The organism is Nonomuraea soli (genome assembly GCF_013761175.1).
Classification (GTDB): Bacteria; Actinomycetota; Actinomycetes; order Streptosporangiales; family Streptosporangiaceae; genus Nonomuraea; species Nonomuraea soli.
The window spans coordinates 695277-712761 of the sequence record NZ_JACDUR010000003.1 but is presented as its reverse complement, the minus strand read 5'-3'; the positions used below and the strand labels follow the sequence as shown (position 1 = coordinate 712761).

Sequence of the window (17485 nt, the reverse complement as noted above, 5' to 3'; positions counted from 1 at the left end):
GGAGGGGTGTCATGAGGGTGGCCGTCACCGGGGCTTCCGGCTTCGTCGGGGGCGCCGTGGTGAGGGCGGCGGTCGCGAAGGGCTGGCAGGTGCATGCCTTCGGCCGCCGCGCCCGCGCCGACCACCTGCCGGCGGGCGTGCCGTACCGATCGTGGGACCTCACCAGGGACGCGCCGCCGCTCCTGGACGTGGATGCCGTGATCCACTGCGCCGGTAGCGTCACCGACTGGGGGCCGCCCGCGGAGATCTGGCGCGCCAACCTGCTCGGCACCGAGGCGGCCGTCAGGGCTTTCCCCGGCGCGACGTTCGTCCATGTCAGCACGGCGAGTGTCTATGACCCGTTCCGCCCCACGGTCATGGCGAAGGAGGAACAGGCGCCGGTAGCGAGATATGTGAATGCCTATGGCGCGTCGAAGGCGGCCGCGGAGCGGGCGGTGATGGGCCGGGCGGTCATTCTCCGGCCTCACGCGATCTATGGACATGGGGACACCACGCTCCTCCCGAGGGTGTTGAGGGCGGTCAGGGGGCGCCATCTTCTCGCGGTGGGGACGGGTGCTCAGCGGGTGAGCCTCACCTCTGTGGATAACCTCGCGCAAGCCTGCTTGCTGGCCGTGGGCAGTCGCCCGGCGGTCTACAACGTGACGGACGCGGAGCCGCTCACCCTTGACGAGGCGCTTCGTGCGATTCTTCGTCACAGGTCGGTCAGGGCTACTCCGCGCTACATTCCGGAGAGGTTCGCGCTGGCACTGGCTGCCCTCAGCGAGGTGGTGGCGAAGCGCCCGGTTCTGACCCGCTATGCCGTGGGCCACCTGGCCGTCGAGCGCACGCTGGACATCACCGCGGCGAGGAGGCAGCTGGGCTACGATCCGTCGCCGACCTCGTTCGAGGGGGCGTCGAGCTGGTGACGGTGGTGCCTGGCCTCGCCACCCGGCGTCGTGGCCTCACGAGGGCGCTCAGCCTCGCCTCGCACCGGCGTGGCCTCGCGAGGGCGCTCAGCCTCGCCCTGCACAGTCGTGGCCTCGGGAGGGCGCCGGGCCTCGACGAGCCACGTCGCGAACCACGGCCCGCCGTACCAGTAGCGCCACCCGAGATCCCGCCGCCGCACGTCGGTCACGCCCAGCCCGCGCAGCACGTTCTCGTACTCCACCGCATGCCGCACGTCGGCCAGCAACAACCGCCCGCCGGGCTTGACCACCCGCAGCGCCTCCCCCACCGCCTCGGCCCGGTCGCCCGCCGTGGCCAGGTCCTTGAATGCCAGCCCTGACACCACCACGTCGAAGCGCCCGTCGTCGAAGGGCAAAGCACGCAGGTCACCGGTGACCACCTCGACCAGGTCGTCGACCCCTTCGAGCGCGGCGTTGCGTGCGGCCGCGTGGACGGCGCCGGCCGCGTGGTCCACGCCGACCGCCCGCCCCGACTCCAGCCGCCGGGCCGCCGCCATCAGGACGGCGCCGCGCCCGCACCCGAGGTCGAGCACCTGCTCACTCCCACCTAGGTCCAGTACCCGCGCCCAGACCGCGAACTTGCCGCGCCGCTCGGTGTAGGCGTAGCTGAATGCACTCAATGCCGTGTAAAGCGCCCCCACGCCGAACGCCACCCCCGCGGCCACGATGTCGGCGCGGAAGGAGAGCACGGCCAGTCCCGCCAGCAGCAGCGCTCCCGCGATCAGCCCGAGGAAGGGCACCGGCGCGTCGAATCCGTATCGTCCCCGCATACCTACATCAAGTCCTGAACAGGTCTTGCGCTGAATTGACGTGACCCGATCTGCCCGTTGGTCCACCCATCCGACTTCCGTTACTAACCTGTGATAGATCTGCTGGTAACGGGGGTTGAACAGGCATGAAACAGTTTGGCCTCGGCCGGAGCGTGGCGCTGACGCTCGCATCGGCCGTGTTGTGGGGCGTGGCCCATCTGGTCGTGGGTCTGCGGCGAACGGGCCTGGCCCTCATGGGCGCGTACGCGATCGTCCTGGCCACGGTGATCACCGCCGTGTTCGGCTTCGGTGACCGCCTGCTTCCGCTTGCCGTACAGCCAGGGTGGCTCACCGCGATGACCATCGGTCTCGCCGTGGTGGCGGTCACCTGGTCAGCAGTCATCATCTGGTCCTTCATCCTCGTCCGGCCCACCTCCCCTACCCCGGTTGGCCAGATGTTGACCATCGGCCTGGCGGCTTCGCTCTGCGCGCTGATCATCGCGCCCAGTGCCTACGCCGCGCGCCTGGCCTACCTCTCTCACGACGTGGTGACGACGCTGTTCTCGCCGTCGCCCAGCGCGCCGGTACTGGCGGAGGACCCCTGGAACGGCGCGAAGCGGGTCAACATCCTGCTCGTCGGCGCCGACGCCGCACCGAACCGGCCGGGCGTGCGCACCGACAGCATGACGGTGGCCAGCGTCGACACCGCGACTGGCGCGGCGACGCTGTTCGGCCTGCCGCGCAATCTGGAGAACGTCCCGCTGCCGCCCGGCCCGGCCCGCGAACGTTTCCCGAGCGGCTTCTCCGGTGAGGGCGAGTACACGCCGAACCTGCTCAACGAGGTCTTCCAGTACGCCGAGGACTACCCGGAGATGGTGCCGGGCGTGGCCAAGGGCAAGCGCGGCCCGACCCTGCTGAAGTCGACCGTCAGCGGCATTCTCGGCATCCCGGTCGAGTACTACGCGATGGTCGACATGAAGGGCTTCGCCGAGATCATCGACGCGATGGGCGGCGTCAGGGTCACCATCAAGGAGCCGATCACCTACGGCAGGTACAACGAGGGCTACCTGGCCGCCGGCACCCGCAAGCTGTCGGGCCAGGAGGCCCTCTGGTACGGCAGGAGCCGCACGAACAGCGATGACTACGTGCGTATGGGCCGCCAGAAGTGCCTGCTCAACGCGGTGGCCAAGCAGGCCGACCCGATCACCGTGCTCAACAGCTTCGAGAAGCTCGCCGGCGCCGCCAAGCGTGCCATCGCGACGGACGTGCCGCAGAGCCTGCTGCCGGCGCTGATCGACCTGTCGATGAAGGTCAAGGGCACGCAGATCAAGAGCCTGCAGTTCGTGCCACCGCTGATCAGCACCGTCTACCCGGACTGGACGCTGATCAAGCAGAGGGTCAGGGTCGCTCTGGCGGACAAGCCCGCCACCAAGACGGCCACCACCCGGCAGACCTCCTCGATGCACGGCACCTCGCCCGACAAGCCGGTCTCCCTCGACAGCACCTGCGGCTAGCCCGGCCGGCGAGTCACACCGCGTGCCGACCACGCACATCGGCACGCGGACACCCCCTCTCGCTGATTCCTACTTGACGTAAAGGAAATATGGGACTTGGATGTCCACATAGCCGACTTATTAAGTAGGAATTAGGGAGTAGCCATGAAGATCCGCACCGTGGTCGCCGCGCTGGCACTGATGACCGCGGCCGCCTGCGGAAGCGCCACGGAGAGCCCTGGAGGCTCCGCAGGCAGCACCGCCAAGGAGGTGCGCCTCGGCTACTTCCCGAACATCACGCACTCCACCGCCCTGGTCGGCACCGAGAAGGGCCTGTACGCCAAGCACCTGGGCGTCCCCGTCAAGACCAGCACCTTCAACGCCGGTCCCGCCGCCATCGAGGCGATCTTCTCGGGCGCGATCGACGCGACGTACATCGGCCCGAACCCGGCCATCAACGCCTGGGCCAAGTCCAAGGGCGAGGCCATCAAGATCGTCGCAGGCTCGGCGTCGGGCGGCGTCTACCTGGTCACCAAGCCCGAGATCAACGGCGTCGCCGACCTCAAGGGCAAGAAGATCGCCACCCCCCAGCTCGGCAACACCCAGGACGTGGCGCTGCGCTACTGGCTCAAGCAGAACGGCCTGAACACCGACACCAAGGGCGGCGGCGACGTGCACATCGTCCCGCAGGAGAACGCCCAGACCCTGCAGACCTTCGCCACCGGCGACATCGACGGCGCCTGGGTGCCCGAGCCCTTCGCCAGCCGCCTGGTCCTGGAGAGCAAGGGCAAGATCCTGCTCGACGAGCGTGAACTGTGGCCCGGCAAGCAGTTCGTGATCACCCACCTGATCGTCCGCCAGGCCTGGGCCAAGGAGAACCCCGACCTGCTCAAGAAGCTCATCGAGGCCCACGTCGAGGCGACCAAGTTCATCAACGACGACCCGGCCGCCGCCGCGACCACGGTCAACGCCGCGATCGAGAAGCTCACCCAGAAGCCGCTGAAGCAGGAAGTGCTCGACAGCGCGTTCAAGAACATCACCTTCACCAACGACCCGATCGCCTCCTCCCTGACCGGCAGCGCCGAGCACGCCATCGAGGTCGGGCTGCTGGAGCCGGTCGACCTGAACGGCATCTACGACCTGAAGATCCTCAACGAGGTCCTGGCAGCCCAGGGCCAGCAGTCGATCAAGGACAAGTGACGATGACCGCTCCTCTCACGGAGCACGCCGACAGCCGGACCGACGCCTACGCGGTCCGGCTGGAGGCCGTCTCCAAGATGTACGGCAAGGACCTGCTCGCACTCGACCGCGTCTCGCTCGCCGTACGGCCCGGCGAGTTCGTCTGCCTGCTCGGCGCCTCTGGCTGCGGCAAGAGCACCCTGCTCAACCTGGTCGCCGGGCTCGACGACGTCTCGGGCGGCGAGATCAGCTCCGGGTCGAAGATCGCGATGATGTTCCAGGAACCCGCCCTGTTCCCCTGGCTCACCGTCAACGCCAACGTCGAGATGGCCATGCGCGCCGAGAAGGTCGGCAAGGACGAGCGCCGGGCGCGGGCCCAGGAGCTGCTCGACCTGGTCCACCTGGGGGCGTTCGGCAAGAAGCGCCCGCACGAGCTGTCGGGCGGCATGCGCCAGCGCGTCGCCCTGGCCAGGGCGCTGGCCCAGGAGGCGGACGTGCTGCTCATGGACGAGCCGTTCGGCGCGCTCGACGCCATGACGCGCGACATCCTCCACGACGAGCTGGAGCGCATCTGGCGCGAGCGCCGGCCGGCCGTGCTGTTCGTCACCCACAACGTCCGCGAGGCCGTACGGCTCGGCGACCGCGTCGTGCTGCTGAGCAGCCGCCCCGGCCGGGTGGTCGAGGACTTCCCGATCGAGCTGCCGCGCCCGCGCCGCACCGACTCCGCCGAGGTCGCCACCCTCGCCGCCACGATCACCGACCGGCTCCGTGAGGAGGTGGGCCGCCATGGCCGTTGACCGCCTGCCCCCCGCCGCCGACACCCACGAGCGGCAGCTCACCGGGCTCGACGCGCTGGAGCTGATCCCCGCCAAGCGCACCTCGTTCGGGCTGAGGGTCTGGCGGCACGCCTGGCCCATGCTCACCGCCGTCGTGATCGTCCTGGCGATCTGGCAGGCGGTGGTGCTCGCCGGCTTCTGGCCTGAGTACGTGTTCGCCGGGCCGATCACGACCTTCGGCGATCTGGCGAACAAGGTCACCGACCCCGAGTTCTACCAGGCGCTGGCCACCACGATGCGCAGGGCCGTCGTCGGCTTCGCGCTGGCGGTGCTCATCGGGCTGGTCATCGGCGCCGCGGTCTCCCGCGTCCGCATCCTGCGCGCCGCCTTCGGCTCGCTGATCACGGGCCTGCAGACCATGCCGTCGATCGCCTGGTTCCCCTTCGCGATCCTGCTGTTCGGCCTGACCGAGTCGGCCATCCAGTTCGTGGTCGTCCTGGGGGCCGCGCCCTCGATCGCCAACGGCCTGATCGCCGGCGTCGACTACACCCCGCCGCTGCTCCTTCGGGCGGGCAAGGTGCTGGGCTTCGGCAGGCTGCAGATGTACCGGCACGTGATCCTGCCCGCCTCGCTGCCGTCGTTCCTGGCCGGGCTCAAGCAGGGCTGGGCGTTCGCCTGGCGCTCACTGATGGCCGGTGAGCTGATGGTGATCATCGCCTACCAGGCCTCGCTGGGCGAGCAGCTGGCCATCTCGCGCGAGCTGTCGGATTCGCCTGGCCTGATCGGCACGATGATCGTCATCCTGGTCATCGGCATCGTGATCGACATGCTCTTCGAGGCGGCCAACACCGCCCTTCGCCGCCGCTGGGGTCTCCGCCAGGAACAATGAGGATCTCTGCGAGAACTCAGTACGCGTTGCGGGCGGTCACCGAGCTGGCCGCCGCACCGCCTGGTCCGGTGCCCGCCGAGAAGATCGCCGTGGCCCAGCAGATCCCGCGGCGATTTCTCGACAACATCCTCCTCCAGCTGCGCAAGGCCGGGATCGTGCACAGCCTGCGCGGCCCCGACGGCGGCTACTGGCTGGCCCGCCCGGCCTCGGAGATCACCCTGGCGGACGTCATCGACCTGGTCGAGGGACGCCCGGAGTATCAAGGTGACTATCCGGGCGTCGCCCAGCCGCTGGCCGACGTGTGGAGCGCGCTGCGCGAGCACGAGACCAAGCTGCTCACCGAGGTGACGTTCGCTCAGATCGTCTCGTCGAGGTTCTCCGCGTAGTAGGCGGCGGCCCGCTCGTAGCCACCGAGCTGCTCCTTGTCGACCAGCACCCGCAGCAGCTCCGCCACCGCCTCGCGCGACCGGTCGAGGTTGTACAGCGCCATCGCCCGGAAGGCCCGCATCGCGGGATCGCCGGGGAACTCCTCCAGCCCCTTGTCGAAGGCCTTCACCGCGTCCTCGAAACGGCCGATCACCCGCAACGTGCTGCCGTAGCCCGTCCACGTGCCCCGCCGGTCCGAGGCGCCCAGCTCCAGGGTCTTCTCGTAGTACGGCACGGCCTCGTGCTCCAGTCCGAGCCCGTCATGCGTGTAGGCGATCTGCCGGTACAGCTCGGGATCGTCAGGATTGTCGGCAAGCTGGCCAAGCAACTTTTCCAGTTTGATTCTCAGCTCTTCATCACTCATGGCAGGACCCTATGCCATCATCAATGGAAACGGTTTTCATTCCATAGAGGGAGCCTCAGGTGAGAGTCGCCTTTGTCGGCAAGGGCGGGAGCGGGAAGACCACGATCTCCGCCCTGTTCGCCCGTTACGCAGCAAGCCAGGGCGCGCCGGTCGTCGCGATCGACGCCGACATCAACCAGCACCTCGCCCTCGTCCTCGGCCTGGATGAGCAGCCCGAGCCGCTCGGCGCCCACCTGGAGGAGATCAAGGAGCTCCTGCGCGGCTCCAACCCGCTGATCTCCTCCGCCGCCGCGATGACCAAGACGACCCCTCCAGGACGCGGCTCCCGGCTGCTCTCGCTCGACGCTTTGCCCTACACCGTCGCCACCCCGCACGGCCTGCGCCTCATGGCGACCGGGCCGTTCGCCGAGGAGGACCTCGGGGTCTCCTGCTACCACTCCAAGGTCGGCGCCGCCGAGCTGCTGCTCAACCACCTCGTCGACGAGCAGGGCGAGTACGTCGTGATCGACATGACCGCCGGGGCCGATTCCTTCGCCTCAGGGCTGTTCACCCGCTTCGACCTGACCGTCCTGGTCGCCGAGCCCACCCGCCAGGGCGTGAGCGTCTACCAGCAGTACCGCGACTACGCCTCCGCCTACGATGTCAGCCTCGCCGTCGTCGGCAACAAGATCCACTCCCCGGACGACGTCGACTTCCTGCGCAGCCACGTCGGCGACTCCCTGCTGACCTGGTTCGAGCACTCCTCGGCCGTCCGCGCGCTGGAGCAGGGCCGCCCCTTCGACCTGATCGACCTCGAACCGGCCAACACCGAGGCGCTGTCCCGCGTGCTCAAGCAGGTCGACGCCCAGGAGAAGGACTGGGAGAGGTACGGCAGGCAGACCGCCGAGTTCCACGTACGCAACGCCGAGGCCTGGGGAAACTCCAGGGCCGGCACCGATCTTTCCCTGCAGATAGACCCCGGCTTCGTCTATGGACGGCTCGGCTAGCCCGATTTAGCGTCGAAAACGACCATCGAACAGAGGAGACAGCATGTCGCTGACCGTTCCCAACGATCTGCTCGACCAAGCGCGCGCCGGAGACGTGGACGACGCGGCCTTCGTGGCCTGCGTCCGCGACTCCCTGCCGTACGCCTGGTCGGTGATCAGCGGCCTGGTCCAGCAGCGCTCGGAGACCGGCGCCGAGTTCGCCGACAACCTCGTCCCCCCGCCCTCTGAGGAGGCTCGCGGCCAGTTGCTGCGGTGCCTGGCCAGCGACTCCATGCGCGGGGCGCTCGAACGGCACTTCGGTGTCCGGCTGGCGTTCCAGAACTGCCACCGGGTCGCGGTCTTCTCCCCTGGCGCGGCCGACGCGCTCCGGGAGTTCACCAGCCCGCGCGCCCAGATCCTCAACCAGAAGCCCGAGCTCGTCGACTGCTGACAACCGGCACGCGCCGGCGCCCTCTGCCGTCAGCAGAGGGTGCCGGCGTTCGCCGTCCTGCAGACCTTGTCGCGCTTCTTGAAGCCGAAGGAGACGTGCTTCCCGCGTTTGCCCGCCCCCGCCTGGACGTAGGCGCCGCGGCGCGGGTTGTACCTGTAGACGACGGCGCAGCCCTTGCCCTTGCCGTCGTCGCAGTTCAGCCGGGCGCCCTCGCTGATGACGACGTTGCGGATGACGCGGTTGCCCGAGCTCTGCCTGTGCACGCGGACCGAGAAGGTGACGCGGTGGGTGGCTCCGGGCTCGACGACGCCGTCCCAGCCCAGCTTGGCCGCGGCGTAGGTGACCTTGCCCGAGTCCGCCTTCGCGTCGCCGAGATAGGTCGCGTCGTCGATCACGTCGGTCAGGTCGTCGACGTACTCCGCGTCCTCCTCGGGAGCGGTGCCCTTGTTGGTGACCGTCACGGTATAGGTGATCACTCCACCCGGCGCGACGACCTTGGGGCTGGCCGACTTCTCGATCTGGATATCGGACCTGCCCTTGTCGACCCACTTCGAGGCGATCCAGAGCTGGGCGACCGGGATGCCCTGCTTGACGGAGAACGTCAGCGTGAGCTTGACGATCGGGACGGTCGGCATGAACCAGCCCGCCGCGCCCTGCGTGTCAGGGCCGTTGCCCTGGAGCGTGCTGATGGCGCCGTCCCAGGTGGGCTGGTCGGTGAAGGGTCCGGAGGTGCACGCCGACGGCCTGGGACCGACCGAGCAGTAGTTGAAGGCGCCCTTCCAGCCGAGCTGCGCGGCGGTCAGCTTGGTGCCGTCCTTGGCGAACGCCTCGACCATGACGCCGTCGGCGTCGACGTCGCCGAGCGTGAAGCCCCATCGTCCGGCGGGGGTCGGAGCGTCGAACTCGACCTCCGTCGTCGACGGCTGCGTGCTCTTCGCGCCGAAGTACAGGTAGTTCTCCCCCCTGGAACCGCCGAACTCCTTCCCGAACGGAGTGTTCTCGTTCAGGAAGGTCGAGGTCCCGGAAGGTGTCCTGACGGTGCTGGCGTCGCTGCTCCAGGTGCCCGCCGGGAAGCCGACGCCGGGCACCTCCTCAGTGCCGGACTTCCCGTCCAGCGTCCACTGCGCGTAGGCCGCGTCCCCGCCGGCCGCGATGACGGCCTGGGGCGGGATGAGACAGGCCAGAGCCACCACGCCGATGATCCGGATTCTCCACACAATGTGGATCTTGCTCAGCATGCGCGCAAATCGCCCTGACGCGCGCCGCCGCATGAACCAAAGATCAACCGACTTTGACCAGCGGAAGGACCTCTTCACCCAGACGCCTGACGGTGCCGACGGGGTCGCCCGTGCCCTCGACCATCAGCAGCAGGTGCCGCAGCCCCGTCACCTCGGCGGTGCGCCGCATCACCGCCGCGCAGTGCCCGGCCGATCCCACCGGGTGCACGCGAGTAAGGAAGTCGATGTACCCCTCCACGTCGCGCGGCGAGCGGGCACGCGCGTCGACGGGCACGTATCCGGCCAGCCCGGGGGCCAGCCAGGCGGGCATGCGCGCCTTCATCTCGGCCACCGCCTCGGCCGTGGTGTCGGCGACGTGGGCCGCCACCGCGGCGAGATGCCCGTCACCGCCGTGGGCGCGGATGAGCTCCAGCTTCCCCTCGTCGTCGATGTGCATCCCCAGCAGCATCGGCAGCCCGCGCGAGGCGGCCAGGCGCACGGTGTCGAGCGAGGTGCAGGCCACCACGGGACGCAGCCGGGCGTGAGGCACCAGGGAGACCTCGCGGAAGGAGAAGAACTCGCCGGACGCCGACACCTTCGGCTGGTCGAGGCAGGCGCGGAGCAGGTCGAGCGACTCCGCGAAGCCGTACTCGAAGCGGGGCAGGCCGGTGCCGAAGACCTCCAGGTCCACCCACGGTCCGCCGCGCCCGACCCCGAGCGTGAAGCGGCCGCCCGACAGGTGGTGGATCATGGCCGCCTGCTCGGCCAGGGCGACGGGATGCGCCGTCGAGAGCACCGAGACCGCGGTGCCCAGGCCGATGCGCCGGGTGCGGCCCGCGGCCACGGCGGCCATGGTCATGGGCGAGGGGCAGACGCCGTACGACATGAAGTGGTGCTCGGCGATCCAGACGTCGTCGAATCCGGCCTCCTCGGCCGCGACGATCGTGTCGAGCGTGGTCCGGAGCGTGTGCTCGGGCGGGACGCCGGGGAACCCCGCGGCTACGAGGAAGATCCCTAACCGAAGAGCGATAGCTGCCCCTCTCCCACCAGCGGGTCGCGGTGCTTCTTCAGGTGCTTCCACCGCGGCAGGTCGTCCATGTAGCTCCACGACAGCCGGTGGTGCGCCGTCGGCCCCGACTCGGCGAGCGCCGCCTGGTGCACCGGCGAGGGGTAGCCGGCATTCTCGTCGAAGCCGAATCCGGGGCAGTCGAGCGAGGCCATGTAGGTGTCGCGCCTGACCTTGGCCAGCACCGATGCGGCGGCCACCGACACGGAGGCGGAGTCGCCGCGCACCTCGAGCCGCACCGGCCAGGGCGAGCCGATGTAGTCGTGCGACCCGTCGAGGATCACGAAGTCGGGCCGGACGGGCAGCGCGGACAGGGCGCGATGAGCGGCACGCCGCAGCGCCTCCGTCATGCCCAGCGTGTCGATCTCCTCGTGGGAGGCCTCGCCGTAGCCGACTCCGGCGGCCCACGAGGTCACGGACTCGAAGAGCGCGTCGCGCCGCCCCGGGGACAGCTGCTTGGAGTCGGTCAGCCCGGCGGGCGGCTCCGAGAGGTCGGTGACGACGGCGCACACCAGCACAGGACCGGCCCAGGCGCCGCGCCCGACCTCGTCGACCCCCGCCACCAGGGCGCCGGGACGTGAGGAGATCAGCAGCTCTTCGATCGCGTAGGACGGCACGGCCCTCAGGCTAGCCGCACCGGCTCCAGATCCGTCGCGAGATAGCGGGCCGCCACGTGGATGGCCCGCAGGGTGACCGAGACCGAGGGCCGGTGGATGGACGAGCCGCGGGCCACGGCGTGCACGTCGCGCCCGACCGGGTTGCCGGGGAACTCGCGGACGGCGATGCCGCGCACCCCCGCCGCCAGTGCGAGGGCGGGCACGGCCGCGATGCCGATGCCCTTGGCGACCAGCGACAGGATCGTGCCAAGCCCCTCGAACTCCCACGGCGTGGGGCGGGTGCCGCCCACGTCGACGAAAAGCCGGTCGACGGCCAGGCGCGAGGGCTCGCCGTCGGGGGTGGCCATCCAGGGCTCGTCACGCAGCTCGCGCAGGTCGAGCGGGACCTCCGGGTCGGCCAGGCGGTGCTTGCGCGGGACCACCAGGACGAGCGGGTCGTGGAGCAGGGGGAAGACCCGCAGGCCCGCCGAGTCCTGCGCCCTGCCGTACCAGTCGTCGATGAGGGCGATGTCGACCTCGCCCGACTGCACCTCGCGCATTCCGCGTCCCGACCTGGACTGTCCCAGGCGCAAGGTCAGCTCGGTGTAGCGCCGGAGCGAACGGGCCAGAGCCGGGGCGAATGCGACGGCCGCTGTGGGGAATGCGGTCAGGACGACACGACCGGAAGGAGTGGCCGTATGTGCCGAGAGATCGGACTCGGCTTCCTCGACCATCGACAGGATGCGCTCGGCGTGCTCGACCAGCCTGCGTCCGGCATCGGTCAACTCGGCGCTTCGCGCCGTCCTGTCGAGCAGGACGGCGCCCGCCTCCCGCTCCAGGGCGGCCAGCTGTTGTGAGACGGCGGACGGGCTGTAACCCAAGCTCGCGGCCGTCGCGGCGATGCTGCCGCGACGGGCGAACTCTCGTATCAAGGCCAAACGGCGCAAATCAAGCATCGGACTTCCTTATGCCTACCCACCAAAAGCCTCGCTTGTGCTGATGCCTTCATCCAACCATCTTGGGAACGTGACAAACATGACCGTTACCCTCTCCGCCACGCTGGCGACGAACGAGGACATCGAACGAAGACGACGCGCCGGGGAACGAGTGCTGCACCTCGCCTTCGGCGAGGCTGGCCTGCCCGTCCACCCGGCGCTGCGCGACAGGCTCATCGACGCATCGGGACGCAACGGCTACGGCCCCGTCGCGGGCGCGGCCGGCTTGCGCGAAGCGGCGGCGGGCTACTGGACCCGGCGTGGTCTGGCCACCGATCCGGAGCAGGTCATCGCGGGCCCGGGCAGCAAGTCGCTGCTGTACGGCCTGCTGCTGGTGCTGGGTGGAGACATCGCGCTCCCCAAGCCGAGCTGGGTGAGCTACGCGGCGCAGGCCGACCTGGTCGGCTCCCGCGCGATCCTGGTGCCCGCCACGGAAGGCGGAGTGCCCGACCCCGACCTCCTGGCGCAGGTCGGTCCCAACGTCAAGGCCGTCCTGGTGACGCTCCCGGACAACCCCACCGGGCGTCTGGCGACTCCCGAGACCATCCTCAGGCTCGTCGAGGTCGCCCGCGCCAAGGACCTGCTCATCATCTCCGACGAGATCTACCGCGACCTGGTGCACGACCCCGCCCTGCCGTACCTCTCCCCCGCCGACCTCGCGCCCGAGCGCACGATCGTGACCACGGGCCTGAGCAAGAGCCTGGCGCTGGGCGGCTGGCGCATCGGCGTCGCGCGGCTGCCCGACGGCGCCCACGAGATGCGCAGGCAGCTGCTGGCCGTGGCCAGCGAGATCTGGTCCGCGCCCGCCGCCCCGGTGCAGGAGGCGGCGGCGTACGGCTTCGCGGAGCCTCCGGAGATCGTCGAGCACATCGAACTGAGCAGGCGGCTGCACGGCAAGGTTTCCAACGCCGTTTACGAAAGGTTCATCGCGGCCGGAGTGCCCGTGGCCAAGCCGCAGGGCGGTTTCTACCTCTATCCGGACTTCGGGGTCAGCAACATCACCAAGATCCTCCTGGAAGATCACGGAATCGGCGTCCTGCCTGGTCAGGCGTTCGGAGACGACCCTTCCTCGGGCCGCGTACGGGTGGCCACGAGCCTGCTGTACGGCGAGCACACCGACGAACGCTGGGCGGCACTGACCTCCGACGACCCGCTGAACCTGCCCTGGATCGCCGCCAACCTTGATCATCTTGATGCTGCCTTGAGTGCCTTGACCTGGGAAAACGGCTCGTTTGCATAAACCTGCAGATTCCGGTGGTACCGAGCACGGCGGGCAGGCCCCATCATGTGCTCATGCCCGCTCTTGTCACCTTGTCCGGGCGCCTCGTGCGCCTGGAACCTCTCAGCCTCGCGGTGGTCGATGACCTGGTCACCGCGGCGAGTGAAGACCGCAGCACGTATGCGTTCACTCGTGTCCCTCATGGGTGGGACGAGATGGCCTCCTACGTGGGGGCCGCCATGGCTGAGCAGGCGGAGGGCCACACGATGCCCTTCGCCATCCGGTGGCTGAACACCGACCGCATCGTCGGTGCCACCCGTCTCATGAACCTGGAGTACTGGCAGGGCCCGATGCCCTGGCCTCCGGGTTCGCGGAGCGCGGTGGGTGAGGTTCCGTCCGTGGCGGACATCGGTTACACCTGGCTGGCCGCATCGGCCCAGGGCACAGGGGTCAACCGGGAGAGCAAGTTCCTGATGCTCTCGCTCGCCTTCGACACGTGGAACGTGCACCGCATCACGCTCAAGGCAGACGTTCGAAATCACCGCTCTCGCAAGGCCATCGAGGGCCTGGGCGCCCACTTCGACGGGGTGAGGCGCCGGGAGAGCAGGGGCGCCGACAACACGGTCCGAGATACCGCGTTCTATTCGATCCTGCGCGAAGAATGGCCGGCGATCCGAGAACGCCTGGTCCACCGCCTCGGAATGGTCGAGGCAGCCTGAGTCACCCAGTCGGCTGAAGGCCCCGTCCCGGAACCCTCGGGACGGGGCCTTCCATGTACCACCGGTGTATCAACAAGGCATGATCGCCCCCGTGGGACCACGCCCGAGTGCCCCCAGCATGAACAGGCCGGCTCAATGCCGAATCAACGCTCGATCAACACTTCGGTTAACGAATCAATGCGTGCCTATGTGTTAGGCATGAGTCGTCATATCATTTGGTCAGAAATCAACCCATTGAGGCTGGAGATTGCGGCATGGCTGGAGGACTGCGGTTCGCCGTACTCGGTCCGGTCCGGGCGTGGCGTGACGACATCGAGCTCGACCTGGGGACCCCTTTGCAGCGTTCCATCCTCGGCGTCCTGCTGCTGAGGGAAGGCCGCGCGGTCACCCCCACCGAGATGATCGACGCCGTCTGGGGCGAGGAGGCTCCGCCGCGCGCGCTCGGCGCCCTGCGCACCTACGTCTCCCGCCTGCGCACCGTGCTGGAGCCCGAACGCCCCGCCCGCTCCCGCCCCGAGCTGCTGACCTCCGTCGGCCGCGGCTACGCGCTGCGACTGCCCGAGGGCGCGCTCGACCTGACGCGCTTCGAGAAACTCATCCACGAGGCCGAGGCCGCCCGCAAGTCCGGGCAGCCTAAGGACGCCGCCGAGAAGCTGGGCGTCGCCATCGACCTGTTCGAGGGCGAACCCCTGGCCGGGGCCGTCGGGCCGTACGCCGACCACCAGCGCGACCGCCTCATCGAGTGCCGGCTGACGACCATCGAGACGCTCATGGACATCGACCTGGAGCTGGGCAACCACACCGCGGTCGTCTCCGACCTCATCGCGCTGACCGCCGACCACCCGCTGCGCGAGCGGCTGCGCGCCCAGCTGATGCTGGCCTACTACCGTTGCGGCCGTCAGGGCGACGCGCTCAACGTCTTCACCGAGACCCGCGAGGCCCTCATCGACGAGCTCGGCGTCGAGCCGGGCTCGGAGCTGACGACACTGCACCAGCGCATACTCAACGCCGACCCCACGCTCGCCGCCGCCACCGAGGCGCCGCACGAGCCGGTCGCCCCGGCCTCCGACGACGACACCCTCGCCGACCTGCCCAAGCCCGCCCAGCTGCCCGCCGCGGTGAGCGACTTCACCGGCCGCCGCGAGATCGTCGGCAGGCTGCGCACCTACCTGTCCACCGGCCAGTCGGAAGGCGTGCCGATCGCCGCCATCTGCGGCATCGGCGGGGTGGGCAAGACAGCTCTGGCCGTTCACGTCGCGCACGCGTGCGACGAGACCTTCCCCGACGGCCAGCTCTACGCCGACCTGCGCGGCTACACCGACGAGGCCACCGCGCCGGAATCGGCGCTCGGCGCGTTCCTGCGCGCGCTGGGCATCCCGCCGGACGTCATCCCCGAGGGCCTGGCCGAGCGCTCCGCCCTGTTCCGCTCCCTGCTGGCCGACCGGCGCATCCTGGTCCTGCTCGACAACGCTCGCGACGCTGCCCAGGTCACGCCGCTGCTGCCCGGCTCGTCCGGCTGCGCGGCGATCGTCACCAGCCGTAGCAAGCTCGCCGACCTGCCCAGCGCCCGGCTGATCGACCTCGACGTGCTGGAGCCGGACGAGGCACTGTCGCTGTTCTCCACGGTGGCCGGACCCGAGCGCGTCGCCCCGGAACGCGCCGCCGCCATGGACGTCGTCGCCGCCTGCGGCTTCCTGCCGCTGGCCGTACGGATCGTCGCCGCCCGCCTGGCGGCGCGGCCCTCGTGGACCGTCGCCTCCCTGGTGCCGCGCCTGGCCGACGAGCAGCACCGCCTCGACGAGCTGCGGGTCGGCAACCTGGCCGTGGAGGCCACCTTCGCGCTCGGCTACGGCCAGCTCTCGCCCAACCAGGCCAGGGCCTTCCGGCTGCTGGCGCTGCCCAACGGCCCCGACATCTCCATCGGGGCCGCCGCAGCCGTGCTGTCGCTCAGCACCCTGGAAGCGGAGAACCTGCTGGAGTCGCTCGTCGACGTCAGCCTGCTGGAGGCTCCCGCACCCAGCCGCTACCGCTTCCACGACCTGCTGAAGCTGTTCGCCCGCCGCGTGCTCGACAAGGCGGAGCGCCCGCAGGCCCGCACGATGGCACTGCGCCGCCTGCTCGGCTTCTACCTGGCCTCGGCCCAGTCGGCGCACCGGCTGGCCTACGAGGGCAGCGGGATCGCCGACAACCTGATGGTGGTCGGCAGCGGGCTCTCCTTCAACTCGATCGAGGGCGCGCTGGCCTGGCTCATCGCCGAGGGCGACGCGCTGTTCGGCGCCATCAACCAGGCCGCCGACTCCTCCCGCGCCGCCGAGCAGCTCCTGCCCGCCGGCGACATGCTGGTCGGCATGGAGCCGCTGCTGGAGATGGGCACGCACACCCGCGAGTTCGACTCCGCCAGCCGCGCTGTCCTCGCGACCGCGCTGAGCATCGGCGACGCGGGCAGCGAGCTGCGTGCCCGCTACGTGCTCGGGCGCGTGATGTTCGCCTCCAACCGGCTCGTCGAGGCCGAGGAGCAGTTCAGGCTCGTGCACGAGCTGTCGTCCGCCCGCGGCGAGAAGGTCGTCACCGGCGAGGTGCTCAACGCCCTGGCCGTCGTCGTCGGCCGCCAGCGACGCCACCACGAGGCCCTGAGCTGGTTCGACGCCGCGATGACCTACTACCACGACAACGGCGTCCCCGGAGGCGAGGCCCTCGTGCTGAGCTACTCCGCACGCGAGCACCTCGGACTGGGCAGACCCGACGACGCCATCAGCGCCGCCGAGAAAGGCCTGGCGATCTTCACCGAGATCGGCAGCGGCGCCGGCATGGCCAGGGCGCGTTACCACCTGGGAATCGTGCTGTCGCGGGTCGGCCGGCTCAACGAGGCGGTCCACCACCACGCGGAGTGCCTGGCCTTCTTCCGCGCCGGCAAGCAGCGGGTCTGGGAGCAGCGCGTCTGCTCCCGCCTGGCCGAGACCTTCATCACCGCCGAACGCTACGCCGACGCCGTACGGCACGCGGAGCAGGCACTGGTGGTCAGCAGGGAGATCGGTCATCCGTACGGCGAGGCGCTTTCTCTGACGGTGCTGGGCAAGGCCCTGATGGGCATGGGCAACACGACGCGGAGCGCGGAGTGCCTACGCCAGGCCCACACCCTTTTCGTCAGGCTCGGTGCTCCCGAGGCCGCCGACCTGCGGGCGCTCCTCGACGAGCTGCCCATTGTCGTCGAGACCTGAGTAGAGCTCGTCGTCGAGCCGCGTCATCCAGACATGGTTGAACAAGAGCCTGTCCCTTTGGGTGAGAGGACTTTTAGCCCGGCCGGTCATCTACCGCCGCGTGTCGCTAGGGGGCCCGGTTATCCGGATGCTCCACGCGACGGCTAGCCGCCTCACATTCGACGACCGGCCGGGCCTGACACGTACCCCGAACCCCCCGGGTCCGTGTCCACTCCTAGA

At 69.6% G+C, this 17485-nt stretch carries 17 protein-coding genes; 11 read left to right on the top strand and 6 right to left on the bottom strand.

The genetic code is table 11. From position 1 onward, the window contains the following. Positions 1-11 precede the first annotated feature (11 nt). Entirely contained in the window at positions 12-905 is an 894-nt protein-coding gene (locus HNR30_RS16285) for an NAD-dependent epimerase/dehydratase family protein (RefSeq protein WP_181610684.1), read from the top strand. On the opposite strand, the gene HNR30_RS16280 is transcribed toward HNR30_RS16285, so the two are convergent. Then, the gene (locus HNR30_RS16280) at positions 860-1714 is read right to left on the bottom strand and encodes a class I SAM-dependent methyltransferase (protein ID WP_181610683.1); all 855 of its coding nucleotides are present in this window, start codon (positions 1712-1714) and stop codon (positions 860-862) included. The two genes, HNR30_RS16285 and HNR30_RS16280, sit on opposite strands and share 46 nt — an antisense overlap. A gap of 125 nt (positions 1715-1839) precedes the next feature. On the opposite strand from HNR30_RS16280, the gene HNR30_RS16275 reads away from it, so the two are divergent. From HNR30_RS16275 to HNR30_RS16255, 5 genes are all read left to right on the top strand, one after another. Then, on the top strand, positions 1840-3207 hold the full coding sequence (locus HNR30_RS16275; RefSeq protein WP_246378609.1) for an LCP family protein: 1368 nt from the start codon (positions 1840-1842) through the stop codon (positions 3205-3207). Between the two features lie 144 nt (positions 3208-3351). Then, positions 3352-4386 (top strand): ABC transporter substrate-binding protein, encoded by a 1035-nt coding sequence (locus HNR30_RS16270; protein WP_181610682.1) that lies wholly within the window; start codon positions 3352-3354, stop codon positions 4384-4386. 2 nt (positions 4387-4388) lie between these two features. Next, entirely contained in the window at positions 4389-5162 is a 774-nt protein-coding gene (locus tag HNR30_RS16265) for an ABC transporter ATP-binding protein (protein WP_181610681.1), read from the top strand. Then, on the top strand, positions 5152-6030 hold the full coding sequence (locus tag HNR30_RS16260; protein WP_181610680.1) for an ABC transporter permease: 879 nt from the start codon (positions 5152-5154) through the stop codon (positions 6028-6030). Before HNR30_RS16265 ends, HNR30_RS16260 begins: the two co-directional genes overlap by 11 nt. After that, the gene (locus tag HNR30_RS16255) at positions 6027-6416 is read left to right on the top strand and encodes an RrF2 family transcriptional regulator (RefSeq protein WP_181610679.1); all 390 of its coding nucleotides are present in this window, start codon (positions 6027-6029) and stop codon (positions 6414-6416) included. Before HNR30_RS16260 ends, HNR30_RS16255 begins: the two co-directional genes overlap by 4 nt. Here the strand turns inward: HNR30_RS16255 and HNR30_RS16250 are convergent. Then, positions 6386-6820 (bottom strand): tetratricopeptide repeat protein, encoded by a 435-nt coding sequence (locus tag HNR30_RS16250; protein WP_181610678.1) that lies wholly within the window; start codon positions 6818-6820, stop codon positions 6386-6388. The two genes, HNR30_RS16255 and HNR30_RS16250, sit on opposite strands and share 31 nt — an antisense overlap. Positions 6821-6879: 59 nt before the next feature. Here HNR30_RS16250 and HNR30_RS16245 point away from each other — a divergent pair, with 59 nt between their 5' ends. Both HNR30_RS16245 and HNR30_RS16240 read left to right on the top strand, forming a co-directional pair. Further along, entirely contained in the window at positions 6880-7806 is a 927-nt protein-coding gene (locus HNR30_RS16245; protein ID WP_181610677.1) for an ATP-binding protein, read from the top strand. Positions 7807-7849: 43 nt separating this feature from the next. Beyond that, positions 7850-8236: an SCO5389 family protein gene (locus HNR30_RS16240; RefSeq protein ID WP_181610676.1), complete on the top strand. Its 387-nt coding sequence runs from the start codon at positions 7850-7852 to the stop codon at positions 8234-8236. Between the two features lie 29 nt (positions 8237-8265). Here HNR30_RS16240 and HNR30_RS50135 read toward each other — a convergent pair whose 3' ends face one another. From HNR30_RS50135 to HNR30_RS16220, 4 genes are all read right to left on the bottom strand, one after another. Next, on the bottom strand, positions 8266-9453 hold the full coding sequence (locus tag HNR30_RS50135) for a DUF7927 domain-containing protein (RefSeq protein ID WP_181610675.1): 1188 nt from the start codon (positions 9451-9453) through the stop codon (positions 8266-8268). 64 nt (positions 9454-9517) lie between these two features. Beyond that, the gene (locus HNR30_RS16230) at positions 9518-10534 is read right to left on the bottom strand and encodes an LLM class flavin-dependent oxidoreductase (RefSeq protein WP_312894443.1); all 1017 of its coding nucleotides are present in this window, start codon (positions 10532-10534) and stop codon (positions 9518-9520) included. Further along, positions 10468-11145 carry a ribonuclease HII gene (gene rnhB / locus HNR30_RS16225; protein ID WP_220133720.1) on the bottom strand — a complete coding sequence of 226 codons (678 nt, stop codon included), beginning with the start codon at positions 11143-11145 and terminating at the stop codon, positions 10468-10470. The genes HNR30_RS16230 and rnhB overlap by 67 nt, the downstream gene beginning before the upstream one ends. Further along, a complete protein-coding gene (locus HNR30_RS16220) occupies positions 11142-12071 on the bottom strand; it encodes a LysR family transcriptional regulator (protein WP_181610673.1) in 930 nt (309 codons plus the stop codon). The genes rnhB and HNR30_RS16220 overlap by 4 nt, the downstream gene beginning before the upstream one ends. A 79-nt stretch (positions 12072-12150) precedes the next feature. Here HNR30_RS16220 and HNR30_RS16215 point away from each other — a divergent pair, with 79 nt between their 5' ends. The 3 genes from HNR30_RS16215 to HNR30_RS16205 all read left to right on the top strand — a co-directional run bounded on the left by HNR30_RS16215 (position 12151) and on the right by HNR30_RS16205 (position 17266). Beyond that, positions 12151-13350 (top strand): pyridoxal phosphate-dependent aminotransferase, encoded by a 1200-nt coding sequence (locus HNR30_RS16215; protein ID WP_181610672.1) that lies wholly within the window; start codon positions 12151-12153, stop codon positions 13348-13350. A gap of 53 nt (positions 13351-13403) precedes the next feature. Beyond that, on the top strand, positions 13404-14048 hold the full coding sequence (locus tag HNR30_RS16210) for a GNAT family N-acetyltransferase (RefSeq protein ID WP_181610671.1): 645 nt from the start codon (positions 13404-13406) through the stop codon (positions 14046-14048). A gap of 254 nt (positions 14049-14302) precedes the next feature. Then, a complete protein-coding gene (locus HNR30_RS16205) occupies positions 14303-17266 on the top strand; it encodes an AfsR/SARP family transcriptional regulator (protein WP_181610670.1) in 2964 nt (987 codons plus the stop codon). Positions 17267-17485 lie beyond the last annotated feature (219 nt).

What these genes read in the sequence shown, in the direction of transcription:
- HNR30_RS16285 (WP_181610684.1), top strand. Translation starts at nt 12, where the DNA reads ATGAGGGTGGCCGTCACCGGGGCTTCCGGCTTCGTCGGGGGCGCCGTG.
- HNR30_RS16280 (WP_181610683.1), bottom strand. Translation starts at nt 1,714, where the DNA reads ATGCGGGGACGATACGGATTCGACGCGCCGGTGCCCTTCCTCGGGCTG.
- HNR30_RS16275 (WP_246378609.1), top strand. Translation starts at nt 1,840, where the DNA reads ATGAAACAGTTTGGCCTCGGCCGGAGCGTGGCGCTGACGCTCGCATCG.
- HNR30_RS16270 (WP_181610682.1), top strand. Translation starts at nt 3,352, where the DNA reads ATGAAGATCCGCACCGTGGTCGCCGCGCTGGCACTGATGACCGCGGCC.
- HNR30_RS16265 (WP_181610681.1), top strand. Translation starts at nt 4,389, where the DNA reads ATGACCGCTCCTCTCACGGAGCACGCCGACAGCCGGACCGACGCCTAC.
- HNR30_RS16260 (WP_181610680.1), top strand. Translation starts at nt 5,152, where the DNA reads ATGGCCGTTGACCGCCTGCCCCCCGCCGCCGACACCCACGAGCGGCAG.
- HNR30_RS16255 (WP_181610679.1), top strand. Translation starts at nt 6,027, where the DNA reads ATGAGGATCTCTGCGAGAACTCAGTACGCGTTGCGGGCGGTCACCGAG.
- HNR30_RS16250 (WP_181610678.1), bottom strand. Translation starts at nt 6,820, where the DNA reads ATGAGTGATGAAGAGCTGAGAATCAAACTGGAAAAGTTGCTTGGCCAG.
- HNR30_RS16240 (WP_181610676.1), top strand. Translation starts at nt 7,850, where the DNA reads ATGTCGCTGACCGTTCCCAACGATCTGCTCGACCAAGCGCGCGCCGGA.
- HNR30_RS16220 (WP_181610673.1), bottom strand. Translation starts at nt 12,071, where the DNA reads ATGCTTGATTTGCGCCGTTTGGCCTTGATACGAGAGTTCGCCCGTCGC.
- HNR30_RS16215 (WP_181610672.1), top strand. Translation starts at nt 12,151, where the DNA reads ATGACCGTTACCCTCTCCGCCACGCTGGCGACGAACGAGGACATCGAA.
- HNR30_RS16210 (WP_181610671.1), top strand. Translation starts at nt 13,404, where the DNA reads ATGCCCGCTCTTGTCACCTTGTCCGGGCGCCTCGTGCGCCTGGAACCT.
- HNR30_RS16205 (WP_181610670.1), top strand. Translation starts at nt 14,303, where the DNA reads ATGGCTGGAGGACTGCGGTTCGCCGTACTCGGTCCGGTCCGGGCGTGG.